The organism is Shewanella sp. SP1S1-7, from assembly GCF_031932105.1.
GTDB lineage: Bacteria > Pseudomonadota > Gammaproteobacteria > Enterobacterales > Shewanellaceae > Shewanella > Shewanella baltica.
Window position 1 is genome coordinate 40472 of sequence record NZ_JAUOEU010000010.1, and the last position, 13558, is coordinate 54029.

The 13558-nt window shown below is 43.7% G+C and carries 15 protein-coding genes; 4 read left to right on the forward strand and 11 right to left on the reverse strand.

Annotated elements, in window-relative coordinates:
* Positions 1-46: 46 nt before the first annotated feature.
* The 5 genes from parE to nudF are packed head-to-tail and all read right to left on the reverse strand — an operon-like array spanning position 47 to position 4496.
* Complete coding sequence (gene parE, locus Q4Q49_RS10025; protein ID WP_106649494.1) at positions 47-1933, reverse strand: DNA topoisomerase IV subunit B; 1887 nt, start codon at positions 1931-1933, stop codon at positions 47-49.
* A 56-nt stretch (positions 1934-1989) separates the two neighbouring features.
* Positions 1990-2565 (reverse strand): YqiA/YcfP family alpha/beta fold hydrolase, encoded by a 576-nt coding sequence (locus Q4Q49_RS10030; protein WP_311999253.1) that lies wholly within the window; start codon positions 2563-2565, stop codon positions 1990-1992.
* Between the two features lie 26 nt (positions 2566-2591).
* Positions 2592-3431: a 3',5'-cyclic-AMP phosphodiesterase gene (cpdA, locus tag Q4Q49_RS10035; RefSeq protein WP_106649492.1), complete on the reverse strand. Its 840-nt coding sequence runs from the start codon at positions 3429-3431 to the stop codon at positions 2592-2594.
* A gap of 15 nt (positions 3432-3446) precedes the next feature.
* Positions 3447-3887, reverse strand: coding sequence for a DUF1249 domain-containing protein (locus Q4Q49_RS10040; protein WP_268650223.1), 441 nt, complete (start codon positions 3885-3887; stop codon positions 3447-3449).
* A 6-nt stretch (positions 3888-3893) separates the two neighbouring features.
* Entirely contained in the window at positions 3894-4496 is a 603-nt protein-coding gene (nudF, locus tag Q4Q49_RS10045; protein ID WP_311999254.1) for an ADP-ribose diphosphatase, read from the reverse strand.
* 244 nt (positions 4497-4740) lie between these two features.
* Here nudF and tolC point away from each other — a divergent pair, with 244 nt between their 5' ends.
* Positions 4741-6048: an outer membrane channel protein TolC gene (gene tolC, locus Q4Q49_RS10050; protein ID WP_006083027.1), complete on the forward strand. Its 1308-nt coding sequence runs from the start codon at positions 4741-4743 to the stop codon at positions 6046-6048.
* A gap of 89 nt (positions 6049-6137) precedes the next feature.
* On the opposite strand, the gene Q4Q49_RS10055 is transcribed toward tolC, so the two are convergent.
* The 3 genes from Q4Q49_RS10055 to Q4Q49_RS10065 are packed head-to-tail and all read right to left on the reverse strand — an operon-like array spanning position 6138 to position 8340.
* Positions 6138-6875: a TIGR04219 family outer membrane beta-barrel protein gene (locus Q4Q49_RS10055; protein ID WP_311999255.1), complete on the reverse strand. Its 738-nt coding sequence runs from the start codon at positions 6873-6875 to the stop codon at positions 6138-6140.
* Positions 6876-6877: 2 nt separating this feature from the next.
* The gene (locus Q4Q49_RS10060; protein WP_006083029.1) at positions 6878-7846 is read right to left on the reverse strand and encodes a DUF2333 family protein; all 969 of its coding nucleotides are present in this window, start codon (positions 7844-7846) and stop codon (positions 6878-6880) included.
* An 11-nt stretch (positions 7847-7857) separates the two neighbouring features.
* The gene (locus Q4Q49_RS10065) at positions 7858-8340 is read right to left on the reverse strand and encodes a copper chaperone PCu(A)C (RefSeq protein WP_261272406.1); all 483 of its coding nucleotides are present in this window, start codon (positions 8338-8340) and stop codon (positions 7858-7860) included.
* Positions 8341-8373: 33 nt separating this feature from the next.
* Between Q4Q49_RS10065 and Q4Q49_RS10070 the strand changes: the two genes are divergently transcribed.
* Positions 8374-9111 carry an enoyl-CoA hydratase gene (locus Q4Q49_RS10070; RefSeq protein ID WP_006083031.1) on the forward strand — a complete coding sequence of 246 codons (738 nt, stop codon included), beginning with the start codon at positions 8374-8376 and terminating at the stop codon, positions 9109-9111.
* 137 nt (positions 9112-9248) lie between these two features.
* On the opposite strand, the gene Q4Q49_RS10075 is transcribed toward Q4Q49_RS10070, so the two are convergent.
* From Q4Q49_RS10075 to dusA, 3 genes are all read right to left on the reverse strand, one after another.
* Positions 9249-9449 carry a PspC domain-containing protein gene (locus tag Q4Q49_RS10075; RefSeq protein WP_261272405.1) on the reverse strand — a complete coding sequence of 67 codons (201 nt, stop codon included), beginning with the start codon at positions 9447-9449 and terminating at the stop codon, positions 9249-9251.
* 144 nt (positions 9450-9593) lie between these two features.
* Complete coding sequence (locus tag Q4Q49_RS10080) at positions 9594-9884, reverse strand: hypothetical protein (protein ID WP_006086053.1); 291 nt, start codon at positions 9882-9884, stop codon at positions 9594-9596.
* 209 nt (positions 9885-10093) lie between these two features.
* Complete coding sequence (dusA, locus tag Q4Q49_RS10085) at positions 10094-11113, reverse strand: tRNA dihydrouridine(20/20a) synthase DusA (RefSeq protein ID WP_311999256.1); 1020 nt, start codon at positions 11111-11113, stop codon at positions 10094-10096.
* 121 nt (positions 11114-11234) lie between these two features.
* Between dusA and Q4Q49_RS10090 the strand changes: the two genes are divergently transcribed.
* The gene (locus Q4Q49_RS10090; protein WP_311999257.1) at positions 11235-12302 is read left to right on the forward strand and encodes a site-specific integrase; all 1068 of its coding nucleotides are present in this window, start codon (positions 11235-11237) and stop codon (positions 12300-12302) included.
* Positions 12299-13459: a hypothetical protein gene (locus Q4Q49_RS10095; RefSeq protein WP_311999258.1), complete on the forward strand. Its 1161-nt coding sequence runs from the start codon at positions 12299-12301 to the stop codon at positions 13457-13459. The genes Q4Q49_RS10090 and Q4Q49_RS10095 overlap by 4 nt, the downstream gene beginning before the upstream one ends.
* The last annotated feature ends 99 nt before the right edge of the window (positions 13460-13558 follow it).

Below are 13558 nucleotides of genomic sequence, written 5' to 3' on the forward strand. Positions count from 1 at the left end.
TTTCTTTATGCCTATGTTTTATTGTTATCGGCAATAGTGCACAACATTAAAGTAAAGCCATGTCACCCTTATCTTCAAGCCAGTTTTTACGGTCCGGCGAACGCTTCTTAGCGAGCAACATATCCATCAAAGCATCTGTCTCTTCGATATCATCTATGGTCAACTGTACTAAACGACGGGTGTTAGGATCCATCGTTGTTTCACGAAGTTGTAAAGGATTCATCTCACCCAAGCCTTTAAAGCGGGTGACTTGTACCTTGCCCTTTTTATTCTCAGCGGCAATGCGATCTAAAATTCCCACTCTTTCGGCTTCATCTAAGGCGTAATACACCTCTTTGCCGATATCGATACGGAACAGTGGCGGCATGGCAATATACACATGCCCCTGTTCAACCAAGATACGGTAATGCTTCAAAAATAGCGCGCATAACAAGGTAGCAATGTGCAATCCGTCTGAGTCAGCATCCGCAAGGATACAAATCTTGCCATAACGCAGTTCAGAGATATCACTGCTATCGGGATCGCAACCAATTGCGACCGAAATATCATGGACTTCCTGTGAGGCTAACACTTGTGAAGCATCGACTTCCCAGGTGTTTAAGATCTTGCCACGCAGCGGCATAATGGCTTGAAACTCGCGATCGCGGGCCTGTTTCGCACTGCCACCCGCAGAATCCCCTTCCACGAGGAATAACTCTCCGCGCATCGGATCTTGGCCACTACAGTCCGTTAGCTTACCCGGTAATGCAGGCCCTGAAGTCACCTTTTTACGGGCGACTTTTTTAGCGGCCTTTAACCGACTCTGGGCGTTATTAATGCACATTTCGGCTAACGATTCAGCGAGTTCAGTATTGGAGTTCAACCAAAGTGAAAAGGCATCACGCACTACGCCAGACACAAATGCAGCGCATTGGCGGCTCGAAAGCTTTTCTTTGGTTTGGCCAGCAAATTGCGGTTCTTGCATCTTTACCGACAAAATAAATGCGGCGCGATCCCAAATGTCTTCGGGTGAAAGTTTAATACCGCGGGGAATTAAGTTTCTGAACTCACAAAATTCGCGCATTGACTCCAATAAGCCTTGGCGGAAACCATTTACATGAGTACCACCGAGCGGAGTCGGAATTAAGTTAACATAACTCTCGCCAATGGATTCACCGCCTTCTGGCAGCCAAGTAATGGCCCAATCAGCGGCTTCTAGCTGGCCCTTAAAACAACCGACAAACGGCTCATCTGGCAACCTTAAATTGTCGCCAATCGCCGCCTTCAAATAATCAGTTAGGCCGCTTTCATAGAACCATTCATGGACTTCATTTGTTTGTTTGTTGGTGAATTTGATCCGTAAACCTGGGCACAATACCGCTTTAGCCCGCAGCAGATAAATCAGTTTTGAATTAGAAAAGTTAGCCGAATCAAAATAGCTGGCGTCGGGCCAAAAATGCACTCGAGTCCCAGTATTGCGACGACCACAGGTCCCCGTTGGGCGTAACTCTTCAACCTTAAAGCCATTTTCAAATGCGATATCATACACTTGACCATCACGGCGAACTGTCACTTCGACACGGCGTGACAGCGCGTTAACGACCGAAATCCCCACACCATGCAAACCGCCAGAGAACTGGTAGTTTTTATTCGAAAATTTACCGCCAGCATGCAATTTGGTTAGGATTAACTCGACCCCAGGAATGCCTTCTTCTGGGTGGATATCCACCGGCATACCACGGCCATCATCGGTGACTTCGAGGGAGTTATCTGTATGTAGAACAACTTCAATTTTAGTCGCGTGACCCGCCAATGCTTCATCGACACTGTTATCTATGACCTCTTGGCCCAAATGATTTGGTCTGGAGGTGTCGGTATACATACCTGGACGGCGTTTAACAGGATCGAGTCCGTTGAGAACTTCAATGGCGTCAGAGGTGTATTGATTCGTCATAGGGCACGCTATAAGTTATTGTATCCGGCCATGTTGCGGCTCGGCATGTCAGTTTGTCAAGGTAAGTGTAAAAATTGGCTTACAGTTTGCAGATGCGATTCGTAGCCAACAAAACTGTGATCGCCTCCCGCTTCAATTCGCAATTGGCAGTGATGGTACTTATTGAGCGCTTCGCGATAATCCAGCACTTCATCACCCGTCTGCAATAATACCAAAAAACGATCCGGATTGCGGATAACAGCCGTATTAAATTCAGCAACTTCCCGCTTATGCTTGGGCACGACAAGATAATGCTGTTCGGTATAGGGATTAAATTGCGGCCCCATAAACTCATCAAACAATTCAAAGGGTTTTACCGCTGGATTGACTAACACAGCCTTGCCGCCATAGGTTTCGGCTAAATAGCTGGCAAAATATCCGCCTAAGGATGAGCCTATGTAAGTTAATGGCTCATTGGCATCGACAGCCGCCTCAACATAAGTGGTTAACAGTGCCATGGCAGCCTTGGGCGTATTGGGTAATTGCGGCTGATAAAAGGTCACACTCGGGTGATACTGCGCCATGTACTCAGCCGTCATCACAGCTTTATCTGAAAAGGGTGAGCTATTAAATCCGTGAATATAAAGCAGCATATTTCCTCAGGCTGCGGTTATTCGCGTTAATAACCGCTAGAGTTGTTGTCGGGGGAAAAATGGTTACCCGGTACGCGATACACTTTAGTGTTGATGCTACCATCGGCTCTCAACTCCAGCAAACGATAACCCGGTTGGACGCTATCCAAAGCAAAATAAGGCGATAACGGCTTAAATTGAATACAAGTGGAAGGTGTCGCCATTAGCTGCATGCTGCCATGAGGGCCATTATGATGGGTATCGATACATTGGTGTACATGACCCCAGAGTAATCCTTTGACCTGCGGATACTTTGCTACTCGCGCAATAAATTCGGCGCCATTGTCCATGCAGTGCTGATCTAGCCAAGTGCAATTCACGACAATGGGATTGTGGTGCATCACCAATAAAGTGTGACATTCGGGATGTGCGGCAATGGCTTTATCAATTAATTCGAACTGAGTCTCGGCCATATTGCCACCGGGCTTTCCCCGCACGGTTGAATCCAACATGAGAATTTGCCAGTTTCCGGCCAGAATACGCTGCTGTCCAAAAATCTGTTCACCCTGCATGTGCAGATACATAATCCGCGGATCATCATGGTTTCCGGGAAGATAATGGCAAGGTAAACCAATAGGAGTGACGGCTTTCACAAATTGCTGATAGGACTCAGCCGAGTAATCTTGACTTAAGTCACCCGTGGCAAGCATCAAATGAGCGGGATAGTCCACAGCTCTAATTGTATTTAATACGGCAGCAAAACTCTTGCTAGTATTGACCCCTAATAGCTGAGCTTCAGGATCGGCAAAAAGATGCGGATCAGTGACTTGCACGATACGCACGCTTTCCCCTTCAGCTATGGAGTAAGAGACAGCCTCTTTCAGCACATTGAATACCCAATTCTAAGACTGGCACACGACACTATGGTGGTAACCAATCTTTAATAACTCTTCCAGGAATGCATTCACCTGGTGCTTTTCATCACTTTGATACATACGTACATTGGGATAATCATACACTGGGCGTAATTGGTAAATCTGTTGACCAGTTAACACTTCTGCTAATTTAGCATCGTGATAAATTCTCACTAACACCTTGGGAGTATTGACAAACTCCTTGATTGCGATGGGACGAGATATCTCAACTAATTGAGTATATTTGGTATTTTCTAAAATTCGCACTACTAATATACCAAACTCACCTTCGAGTCGCCATGACTCACCGATAGCTATCTCTAACGGTAACCATTTCAACATGTAACCATAATTTCGCCCGCACAGTGCTAGAAAATCACTGACGTTAGGTTTATAGCGCTGTTTTAGACTCGAAGTAGCCAAATTCATCCCAACTTAAACCAGTTGTTGATAGTTTAATTGTAACCATTGTAATCCAATGACGGTCGACGCATTATCGATCTCGCCCGCAACCACATTATTATAAGCTTGCTCGCGGCTCATGACATGCAATCGAATATCTTCGTGCTCTTCAGCTAATCCATGCAATCCACGGGCGTCGTTCGAATCAACATCGGCCCAATAGAAATAGAAACGTTCTGTGCTGCCACCAGGGCTGGCAAGATAACTATTCACGCTGTGCATTTGCTTAGCAACTAAGCCTGTTTCTTCCATTAATTCGCGGTGCGCAACGTCCAGAGGCGTTTCTTCGGGCGCAATCATACCCGCGACCAACTCGAGAAGCCAAGGAGATTTAGTGGTTGCTAATGCAGGAAAACGTACCTGTTCGATAAGCACCACTTTATCTTGTCTGGCATCATAGGGCAGAACGACGACGGCATGACCCCGCTCAAACACTTCGCGGGTGACAGGTTTGCTCCAGCCGCCTGCAAACAATTTATGTTTAAAAGTGTATTCGTCCATTGAGAAAAACCCTTGATACAGGGATTTTTTTTCTAAGATCTCAATATCCGTTTGCGAAAAAACAGGGGGTTTCATACTCAATCCTTAAAAGTTGAATTTGCGCCTATAATCAAGGTAATTTGAGCACATTTTTAAAATAAAATCTGTTACACTTCGAATTTGACTTGAAAGTGTCAGAGTTCTTAGACTCTAGGTCATTAAGTTTTAGCTGTATCGGGAAGCGTCGGGAAGCGCAAACCGCCTTGGTAAAGGCATTACTTAGTCTAAACGAAGTTAAAATATTCCTCCGTGGGGGGATTTTGTCTAATAAGGACAGCAAATGAAATTTAAGATCCATAATTTATGCGCAGCATTAACACTTGCGGCTTCCGCTTCAGCGGTACAAGCAGATGATTTGTTGCAAATTTATCAACAAGCACTGACCAGCGACCCGCTCGTATTACAAGCCCAAGCCCAGCGTAATGGTTTATTTGAGAAAATCGAACAAAACCGTGCTCCGCTGTTGCCAACCATTAGTGCAAACGTCGGTTACGACAAAGCTTGGAATGATCCGAAGGATGATTCAAGCGGTCTAGTAGGTAGCCTGAAATTAAATCAAGTTATCTATGATCACAGTGCTTGGGTCGGTTTAAGCCTTGCTGAGAAAGCCGCTTCTCAAGCTGATTCTGCCTATGCTTCAGCATTACAAAACCTGATTACTCGTATCACTACAGCCTATTTCAACGTATTAACGGCGAAAGATAACTACGAGTTCCAAGGTGCAGAAAAACGTGCGATCGAACGCCAACTTGAACAAACTAAACAACGTTTCGCTGTGGGTTTAACCGCCATTACCGATGTGCATGAAGCCCAAGCTCAATATGACTTAGCCTCAGCCACTGAAATTTTAGCTGAAAACACACTCGCTAATAGCTATGAAGCTTTACGTGAAATCACTGGTATCGATCACAAGACAATTAACGTGTTAGATACCAACCGTTTCTCGGCCGTAACGCCAGCGCCAACGTCGTCAAACGAATGGTTAAAGATTGCTGAAACCAATAGTGTCGATTTGATGACTCAACGTATCGGTAAAGATATCGCTCAAGAAACCATTAAGCTATATCAAGCAGGCCACATGCCTTCTTTAAGCTTGAATGCAGGTTACAACAAAGGTCTTGAGCAAAAAACCGGTAATATCAATGAGCCTGACTTCGATAACGTCAGTGTGGGTGTCAACTTAAGCATTCCGATTTTCGAAGGCTTTAAAGTGAGCTCACAAGTTAATGAAGCACAATTTCAATATGTTGAAGCAAGTGAAAAACTTGAGCAAACTTACCGTGGTGTTGTGAAAAACGTCCGTAATAACTACAACAACGTAGGCGCTTCTATCAGCTCAATCAAGGCCTATGAACAGTCAGTTATTTCATCAGAAAGTGCATTGAAAGCCACTCAAGCGGGTTTCGAAGTGGGAACTCGTACTATCGTTGACGTACTGAACCGTACTCGTGACTTGTACGATTCAAAACGTAAATTATCCGATGCACGTTATAGCTACATCAACTCGGTCATTGCCTTGAAGCAAGCAGCGGGTACATTGAATGAAGATGACGTAATTGCCATCAACAATGGCTTAATTGCAGAGTAATCTCACTCTCGGTTCTCAGCTATAAAAGTTGTCAGATAAAAAAACCGCCGATAGGCGGTTTTTTTATACTCAAACGCTAAATCAACAGATTAGAAGTTGATTTCAACACCTGCGAAGTAACCTTTAAATTTAGTATCGGCACTCACACCCGAGAAGTTACTCACGTCGAATAAAAACTCACGGTAGCCTACACGTACACGGGTATCGACGGCCAAACCATCGAACTGCCAGCCTAAACCAATCGCATAGTCGTGAACGCTTGATTCATTTACGCCCTGCATCAAATCAGCAAAACCGTATAAACCTAAGCCAGGCATGCCCACATGCGTACTGGCATAACCCATTACAATGCCGCTATCGACATCTTTCTCTTCAGGGTGACCAGGATCTTGCACGCGCAGTGAGCCATTCATTAACTTGTAAGCAGCACCAAGATCCAATGACACTATGTCATTATCCAATATTTCGTAATAAAGCACGAAATCTGTGTTGCTCAAATCAGTATAAGTAGTCACATTACCTTTAAAATCATGACCATTGAAGTTGAAATCAGCATCAGACATGCTGCCTTTTTGATCTAAGCTATTTTCACGGATTTTAATATTTGGGACAAATGGCAATGGATGCTCAACCGCAATCCAGTAGCTACCTTGAGCCGATGAACTGTAATCAAATGTTTGCTGTGGTTGACCTTTATCGGCAAAAGTACCGCTAGTATCGGCGCGCCAGTAGTCACCGCCAATTGTGAAACCGACCACAGTTGCCGCTTGGGCTGATGTGGCCATGCATAATCCTAATACCGCACTGGCGAGGAGAGTTTTTTTCATAATTAACCTTGAGATAGCAAGTTCGTTAAATCAATCACCGCGGCATTCGCACGGGATACATAGTTAGCCATAACCAATGAATGATTAGCGACTAAGCCAAAACCGCTGCCATTAAGCACAACAGGGCTCCAGACAGTTTGCTGAGTCGCCTCCAGTTCACGAATGATCTGTCTTAGACTCACTTCAGCATTTTTCTTCTTTAAGACGTCGGCAAAATCAACTTCAACGGCGCGCATAAAGTTCAGCAAGGCCCATGAAGCACCACGACTCTCATAGAAAACATCATCAATTTTCCACCAGCTGGTTTTCACCTGATGGCTTGCCAAGTTAGGTGTGGATTGACGCGCCGCATTATCGCCGGCTAAATCGGTATTTAAACGCTCTTGGCCAACACTGGCCGATAAACGTTGTGACATGCTGCCCAGGCGCTTTTGCACTTCTTTCAACCATTCATTGAGGTTGTCGGCGCGGGCATAAAACTGTGCATCTTGATTATTAGGGTCCATCATGCGAGCACGGTACAGCTTCAGCAATTTAATGGCATCGCGGTATTCGCTTTCGGCACTTGGCACTAACCAGCTAGTGTGATCGATATTGAGCTTAGATTGGGCTTCGCCTAAATCTTTATCCGCTGCCGATTGTGACTGCGAGCGACTAAACTCTTTACGCATAATCAAGGCTAAATCGCGGGCTTGTTCTAATGCGCCGTATTCAAATGCGGGCATGTTATCCATAAAGATAGAAGGTGGCATCACATCGTTTGATAACCAACCGCCTTGTTTATCCAGTAATGTTTCGACCGTGAGGATCAGCGAAGTGGTGGTTGCGTATCCGACCACATTTTTATCGGTAGCCGTCAATTGTTGAGGATTGATAGGATCGGGCTCGATACTCCACCACACACTCAGGCCATAACCGATTAATACTAAAAATAAACCGACACCGGTAACTTTTTTCCATGTAATTTGCATCAAGCGACTCCTTAATGATGGTGATGATGCTCTTGCTCTGCGGCGTTTTCTGCTTCTTTACTAACAGGCAGTGTAATCGCCATTTTCTCGCCATCGTCAAACTCTAATTGCAGTTCAACTTGCTGCTCTAACATCAATGGCGCTTTTAAGCCTAGCAACATGACGTGATCCCCTGACGGCGTTAACGTTAATGTGCCATGGGATGGGATATCAAAACCTTCAACATGGCGCATCTTCACCATGCCTTGATCTTCGATAATCGTGTGTAATTGGGCATCCTTTGCCACAGTAGTACTGACGCCGATAAGACGAACCGCTTTATCTGTGTGGTTTTCAAGCGTAAAGTAGGCGGCAGTATTTGGTACTGTCTCAGGCATGGCGCGTACATGACCTTCGGTCACTATCACGCTCGCCAACGCTGAAAATGATGCACAAGATAAAACTAGACAATTAAACAGCTGTTTGAATATTGGTTTCAATGTCTTAAACTCCATGTCTACCCAATGTCGTCGTAAAGGAAACAACCCATGAGTCATATACAGGTTCAGGATGATCAGGGCGTACGTATTATCAGCTTTAATCGCCCCGATAAACGCAATGCACTTGATCTTAATATGTATAAACAACTGACAGAATACCTGATCGAAGGTGAAGCAGACAACGACATTCGTGCCTTTATGCTCCATGGCCAAGATAATTGCTTCACCTCAGGCAATGATGTTGCAGACTTTTTGAAAAATAGTGACTTAGGGCCAAATCACCCCGCTGTTCGTTTCTTATTTTGCCTGCTGGAACTCAAAAAACCGCTGGTTGCCGCCGTTTCTGGCGCCGCCGTCGGCATTGGCACTACCGTACTACTGCACTGCGATCTGGTATACGCCGATAACACGGCGAAGTTTCAACTGCCCTTCGTCAACTTGGCACTGGTGCCAGAAGCGGGCGCTAGCCTACTGTTACCAGAACTAGTGGGTTATCAAAAAGCGGCAGAGCTATTGCTACTCGGCGAAAGTTTTAATGCCGAGACGGCCCACAGACTCAATATGATCAACGAAATTGTGGCCCATGAAGATCTACTCAGTTATGCATTGTCTCAGGCTAAAAAGTTGGCAAATCAACCGCCACAAGCACTACAAATCACACGTCAATTAATGCGTCCGCATAAAAATCGTGTACAACACCAAATGCATCAAGAATTAGAACAATTTAGCGCTAGGCTAAAAAGTGATGAAGCCAAGAGCAGATTTCAGGCTTTTTTGAAGAAGTAGTCTGCAAGCAGTATGCACATACATGTCGCATGAGGGTCAAAGTGCCCTCTTGTTGATAGGTTTAACACCCTATTTTTTAAAATATTCTTTCAATTTCTCAATCAAGACAAGCCTCAAATATAAGCATCACTGCAGGCTTAAACGGGTCTTTTCCATTGATCAACTAACAGTGCTAAAACAAAGTAAATCAACAAACTCACGCCAGGCATAAATACCGTCGCGCCAGCCCACACCAATCGAGTCCAAAAGCAAGTCCAACCAAATTTCCATGCCATACCAGCGGCAACACCACACACTAATCGCTCTGGGCTCTCCATACGTGCTTTTACTCGTTTCATCTCAAACCTCGACTCAATTGATTGTAATTTATTTATCACTATGCCACTGAAACCAGCAAATAATGCCTGAAAACAACGCAAGACTAATTACAGGTAACAGTAGCAAAGTCATTAAAGGTGCTACAAACCACATAAGCAGATCCCCTACTTAGCGCTATATTCATCGGCACTTGCCGACTCACCTTCATTCTCAGCGCTTAAGCCAAGTTGACTGTTGAAGTCATAAATACTTTCAGCGAGCTGTGTTTGCAATGACATCACAAACTCACGCTTAGCACTGACTAACATTTCTTGTGTTTGGGTAGTTAGCGTTTGCTCAATGGTTCCGACAACATCCGATATTGGCGCGGCTTCTGCGTGTACTGCAACGCTACCGACTAACGCACCTAATAACACACTCATTTGTACTGATTTTTTAATGGTTAACGTAAACATGATGGCATCCCTTTCGATTAATTAACTTGACGAAAGGAGTATTACAAACTGCGTGCCAACTTATAAAAATATTTTTAAGATTATGATTTTAATCATTTTAAAAAATTTTATGTGGACAAGATGAGATATAGGGATGGATTGGAAAATAACAAGTGGTGAAAAATACTACTCAAATTAGTAAATTTCACCATCTTTTAAGTCGAGTGGAATTACTCTGTAACTTCAGCCTGAATATTCTGAAAGGCCTGCTTTACCACTTCTATCCCAGAGCCGTTTTTATGGGCATTTTCGCTCAAATAACGACGCCACGCACGGGCACCCGGTAAGCCTTGGAATAACCCTATCATATGGCGAGTAATATGATTGAGTCGCCCACCCGACAGCAAATGTGCTTCGATATAAGGCAACATAGCCTCAATCACATCCTCACGGCTGATCACCGCCTTTTGGCTGCCACATAGAATTTGATCTACCTGCGCCAGAATATAAGGATTCTGATAGGCCTCACGCCCCATCATCACGCCATCGAGCTGCGCTAAATGGAGTTGCGCTTGCTCAAGTGTGGTGATCCCGCCATTAATACCAATATTGAGCGCGGGATAATCACGCTTGAGTTGATATACACGCTCATAATCGAGCGGCGGGATCTCGCGATTCTCTTTCGGACTCAAGCCTTGAAGCCAAGCCTTACGGGCATGAATAGTAAAATCCGTACACCCTTTTGCACTGACCACATCGATAAACTGGGTTAAAAACGCATAACTGTCTTGTTCATCAATCCCGATACGTGTCTTAACAGTCACAGGAATATCAACCACTTGCTTCATGGCATCAACGCACTCAGCCACTAATTCAGGTTCAGCCATCAAACACGCGCCAAAGCGACCATTCTGCACTCGATCGGAAGGACAACCCACATTGAGGTTCACTTCATCGTAGCCACGCTCAGCCGCGAGTTTAGCGCAACGCGCTAAATCGACAGGATTAGAGCCACCTAACTGCAACGCCAAAGGATGTTCTTCTTGGTTATATGCCAAGTAGTCACCACGACCATGCAATATCGCCCCAGTCGTCACCATTTCCGTATACAACAATGCATTAGCCGACATCAAACGCGCAAAATAACGGTAATGGCGATCAGTCCAATCCAGCATGGGCGCAATGGAAAAGGTTCTATCGAGGGTTTTAGGCGCTAAACCTTGGTGTTGCTGGGTTTTATCTAAATTCATTACAATCCGAAAAGTTAATATTTTTGCTAATTTTTGTACGTTTTTGCATGTTTTGCATTGCTCGGGGAACCTATAGTGATCCACAATGGATTGGACTGAGGGGTTCGGGGAACCAAAAAACATGGCATCTTATAGCATTCAAAAACGTGAAAAAGCCGACGGTACTGTGCGGCATCGCTGCCTAGTTCGTGTAAAGAAAAACGGCAAAATATTATACACGGAGCAACGTACCTTTACCAAATATGCCGCTGCCGAGGCATGGGGTAAAGATCGGGTGATTGATATTGAGTCAAACGGGTTTGCTACTGAGGATACGGCTCCTATTACATTGGGCAGCATCATCAGCAAAGCCCTGACAGATGAAAACATCGACAGCAGCATTGGTCGTTCGAAGCGTTTTTGTTTGAGGCTTTTATCGGATTGCGATATTGCTAAATTGAATCTGACAGATATTAAGCCGCACCACATCATCGATCACTGTAAATTACGGCGCAGTACAGGCACAGGGCCATCTACCATTGCAGTTGATGTTAGTGTAATCCGATGGCTGCTACGAATCGCTAAATCAAACTTTGGGCATGAGGTTTCACAAATTTCGGTTATCGAAGCTTACGATGCACTTTATAGCCAAGACTTGATCGCTAAATCGGGGAAGCGTTCGCGCAGACCGACTACGGATGAGATTGAGAGGTTAAAAGTTGGATTAGCTGCAAGAGCAGATCAACGAGCTGCGCATATTCCTTATATTGATTTGCTCGATTTCTCGATACTGAGTTGCATGCGTATTGGTGAAGTATGCCGGATAACATGGGACGATGTAGATGAGGCACAAAAGGCCGTAATCGTTCGCGACCGCAAAGACCCACGTAAAAAAGCAGGCAACCACATGTTGGTGCCTATGTTGGGTGGGGCATGGGAGATACTGCAAAAGCAGCCGAGGAATGATGCGCGGGTTTTCCCCTACAACGAGCGCAGCGTTACTGCAGGGTTTCAGCGGGTGCGCAACGAATTGGGAATTGAAGATTTACGCTATCACGACCTAAGGCGTGAAGGTGCCAGCCGGCTATTTGAGAAGGGCTATAGCATTGATGAGGTGGCGCAGGTGACAGGCCATAGAAATATCAATACTCTGTGGCAAGTGTATACAGAGCTATTCCCGAAGCGGTTGCATGATAAGGATGTTTTATGAAAGTTACAGACAATTCAGCATTAGAATTTAACAAATTATTAAATAGACTAAAGTTAGCAGCTTATATTAGTTTTATTATCTTTTCAGGTATTCTTATTGCCTATGCAGTAAAATTTGGTAGTTTCACTGATTTTTGGGATCGATTCTCAAACCTTCCAGATGATTGGTCAGCATTTGGTTCACTTTTATCAGGTGCATCTTCATTTATGGGTGCAGTTGGTACTGTAGGAGTAATGGTGCTTGCCATTAAGCAATTCAAAATTCAACAAAAGCAGATAGAAGCACAAAATGAACGTCAAAATAAATTCGAAAAACTACAACAAGAAAAATGGGAAACAGAAGATGAAATGATTAAACAGCAGAGATTTATAGAGCATCAAAATCAATTCATTACATACATAAATAATTTCGAATCATATAGTAAATTCAAAGTTAACAACAAACTTGGACTCTATAAAAAGCTTTTTCCACATAATAATCATGAAAACATTTACCTTATTTCATCATTTAATGAAAATGGTTCACACCTATTAGAGACCGCAAAGAATGAAATTGAAGAATTATATTTCTACGCACACTCTTATGAAATCGATACTCATGTACTATTCGGTTTATTAATTAAATCTCTAGAAATATTCAACTTAAAATACCCTGCCCCACCAATAAGTGGCGACATATTTAACATAAAATATGAGAACAGTGGTATAAATATTTTTAGACTTGATTGTTTTTTCGAAGACTTAAAGAAAATATTTGAAAGCATGGCTATGTTTAGCAATTCAAACTTAAAAATAAGATATAAGCTACCTGAGAAAAAATGTTTATATAACTTAGAGAGATTTGCAATTGAAAACCTAACTGACTTAGGGTTTGAAGCAAAAATATTTACAACCTGTAACGGAGTAAAAGAGTTAATTGCACTCCAAATGGAAGTAAAGAAATTTTCAAATATAGGCTTACCATTTGAACCAATTGAATTTTCTAATCATGAGTACATGAAAAAAATGGCAAGTCATTGGGAGCGTATAATTTCATTTATAAATGAAGATGAACAAATACCTAATGAACTGCAATATAAATTGTCAGAATTTAATTCTGCACGTTTTCATAACTCTGTTGCAAGAGAGATGTATAGAAAAAGATCTAACAGATTATAACCCGCTAAACCTCTATCTGCACAAATGGCAAGTCGGGTGCTGTTCCTAGCACCCTGCCGTCTTGTACGTAGATGTGATCACCAACCGTTCCCGAGCCAA

Bases quoted from the DNA above. Each gene is read 5' to 3' on its own strand.
- Q4Q49_RS10080 (WP_006086053.1), bottom strand. From the start codon at position 9,884: ATGTTTACGTTAACCATTAAAAAATCAGTACAAATGAGTGTGTTATTA.
- parE (WP_106649494.1), bottom strand. From the start codon at position 1,933: ATGACGAATCAATACACCTCTGACGCCATTGAAGTTCTCAACGGACTC.
- Q4Q49_RS10090 (WP_311999257.1), top strand. From the start codon at position 11,235: ATGGCATCTTATAGCATTCAAAAACGTGAAAAAGCCGACGGTACTGTG.
- Q4Q49_RS10055 (WP_311999255.1), bottom strand. From the start codon at position 6,875: ATGAAAAAAACTCTCCTCGCCAGTGCGGTATTAGGATTATGCATGGCC.
- Q4Q49_RS10060 (WP_006083029.1), bottom strand. From the start codon at position 7,846: ATGCAAATTACATGGAAAAAAGTTACCGGTGTCGGTTTATTTTTAGTA.
- tolC (WP_006083027.1), top strand. From the start codon at position 4,741: ATGAAATTTAAGATCCATAATTTATGCGCAGCATTAACACTTGCGGCT.
- dusA (WP_311999256.1), bottom strand. From the start codon at position 11,113: ATGAATTTAGATAAAACCCAGCAACACCAAGGTTTAGCGCCTAAAACC.
- nudF (WP_311999254.1), bottom strand. From the start codon at position 4,496: ATGAAACCCCCTGTTTTTTCGCAAACGGATATTGAGATCTTAGAAAAA.
- Q4Q49_RS10075 (WP_261272405.1), bottom strand. From the start codon at position 9,449: ATGAAACGAGTAAAAGCACGTATGGAGAGCCCAGAGCGATTAGTGTGT.
- Q4Q49_RS10030 (WP_311999253.1), bottom strand. From the start codon at position 2,565: ATGCTGCTTTATATTCACGGATTTAATAGCTCACCCTTTTCAGATAAA.
- Q4Q49_RS10040 (WP_268650223.1), bottom strand. From the start codon at position 3,887: ATGAATTTGGCTACTTCGAGTCTAAAACAGCGCTATAAACCTAACGTC.
- Q4Q49_RS10070 (WP_006083031.1), top strand. From the start codon at position 8,374: ATGAGTCATATACAGGTTCAGGATGATCAGGGCGTACGTATTATCAGC.
- Q4Q49_RS10095 (WP_311999258.1), top strand. From the start codon at position 12,299: ATGAAAGTTACAGACAATTCAGCATTAGAATTTAACAAATTATTAAAT.
- Q4Q49_RS10065 (WP_261272406.1), bottom strand. From the start codon at position 8,340: ATGGAGTTTAAGACATTGAAACCAATATTCAAACAGCTGTTTAATTGT.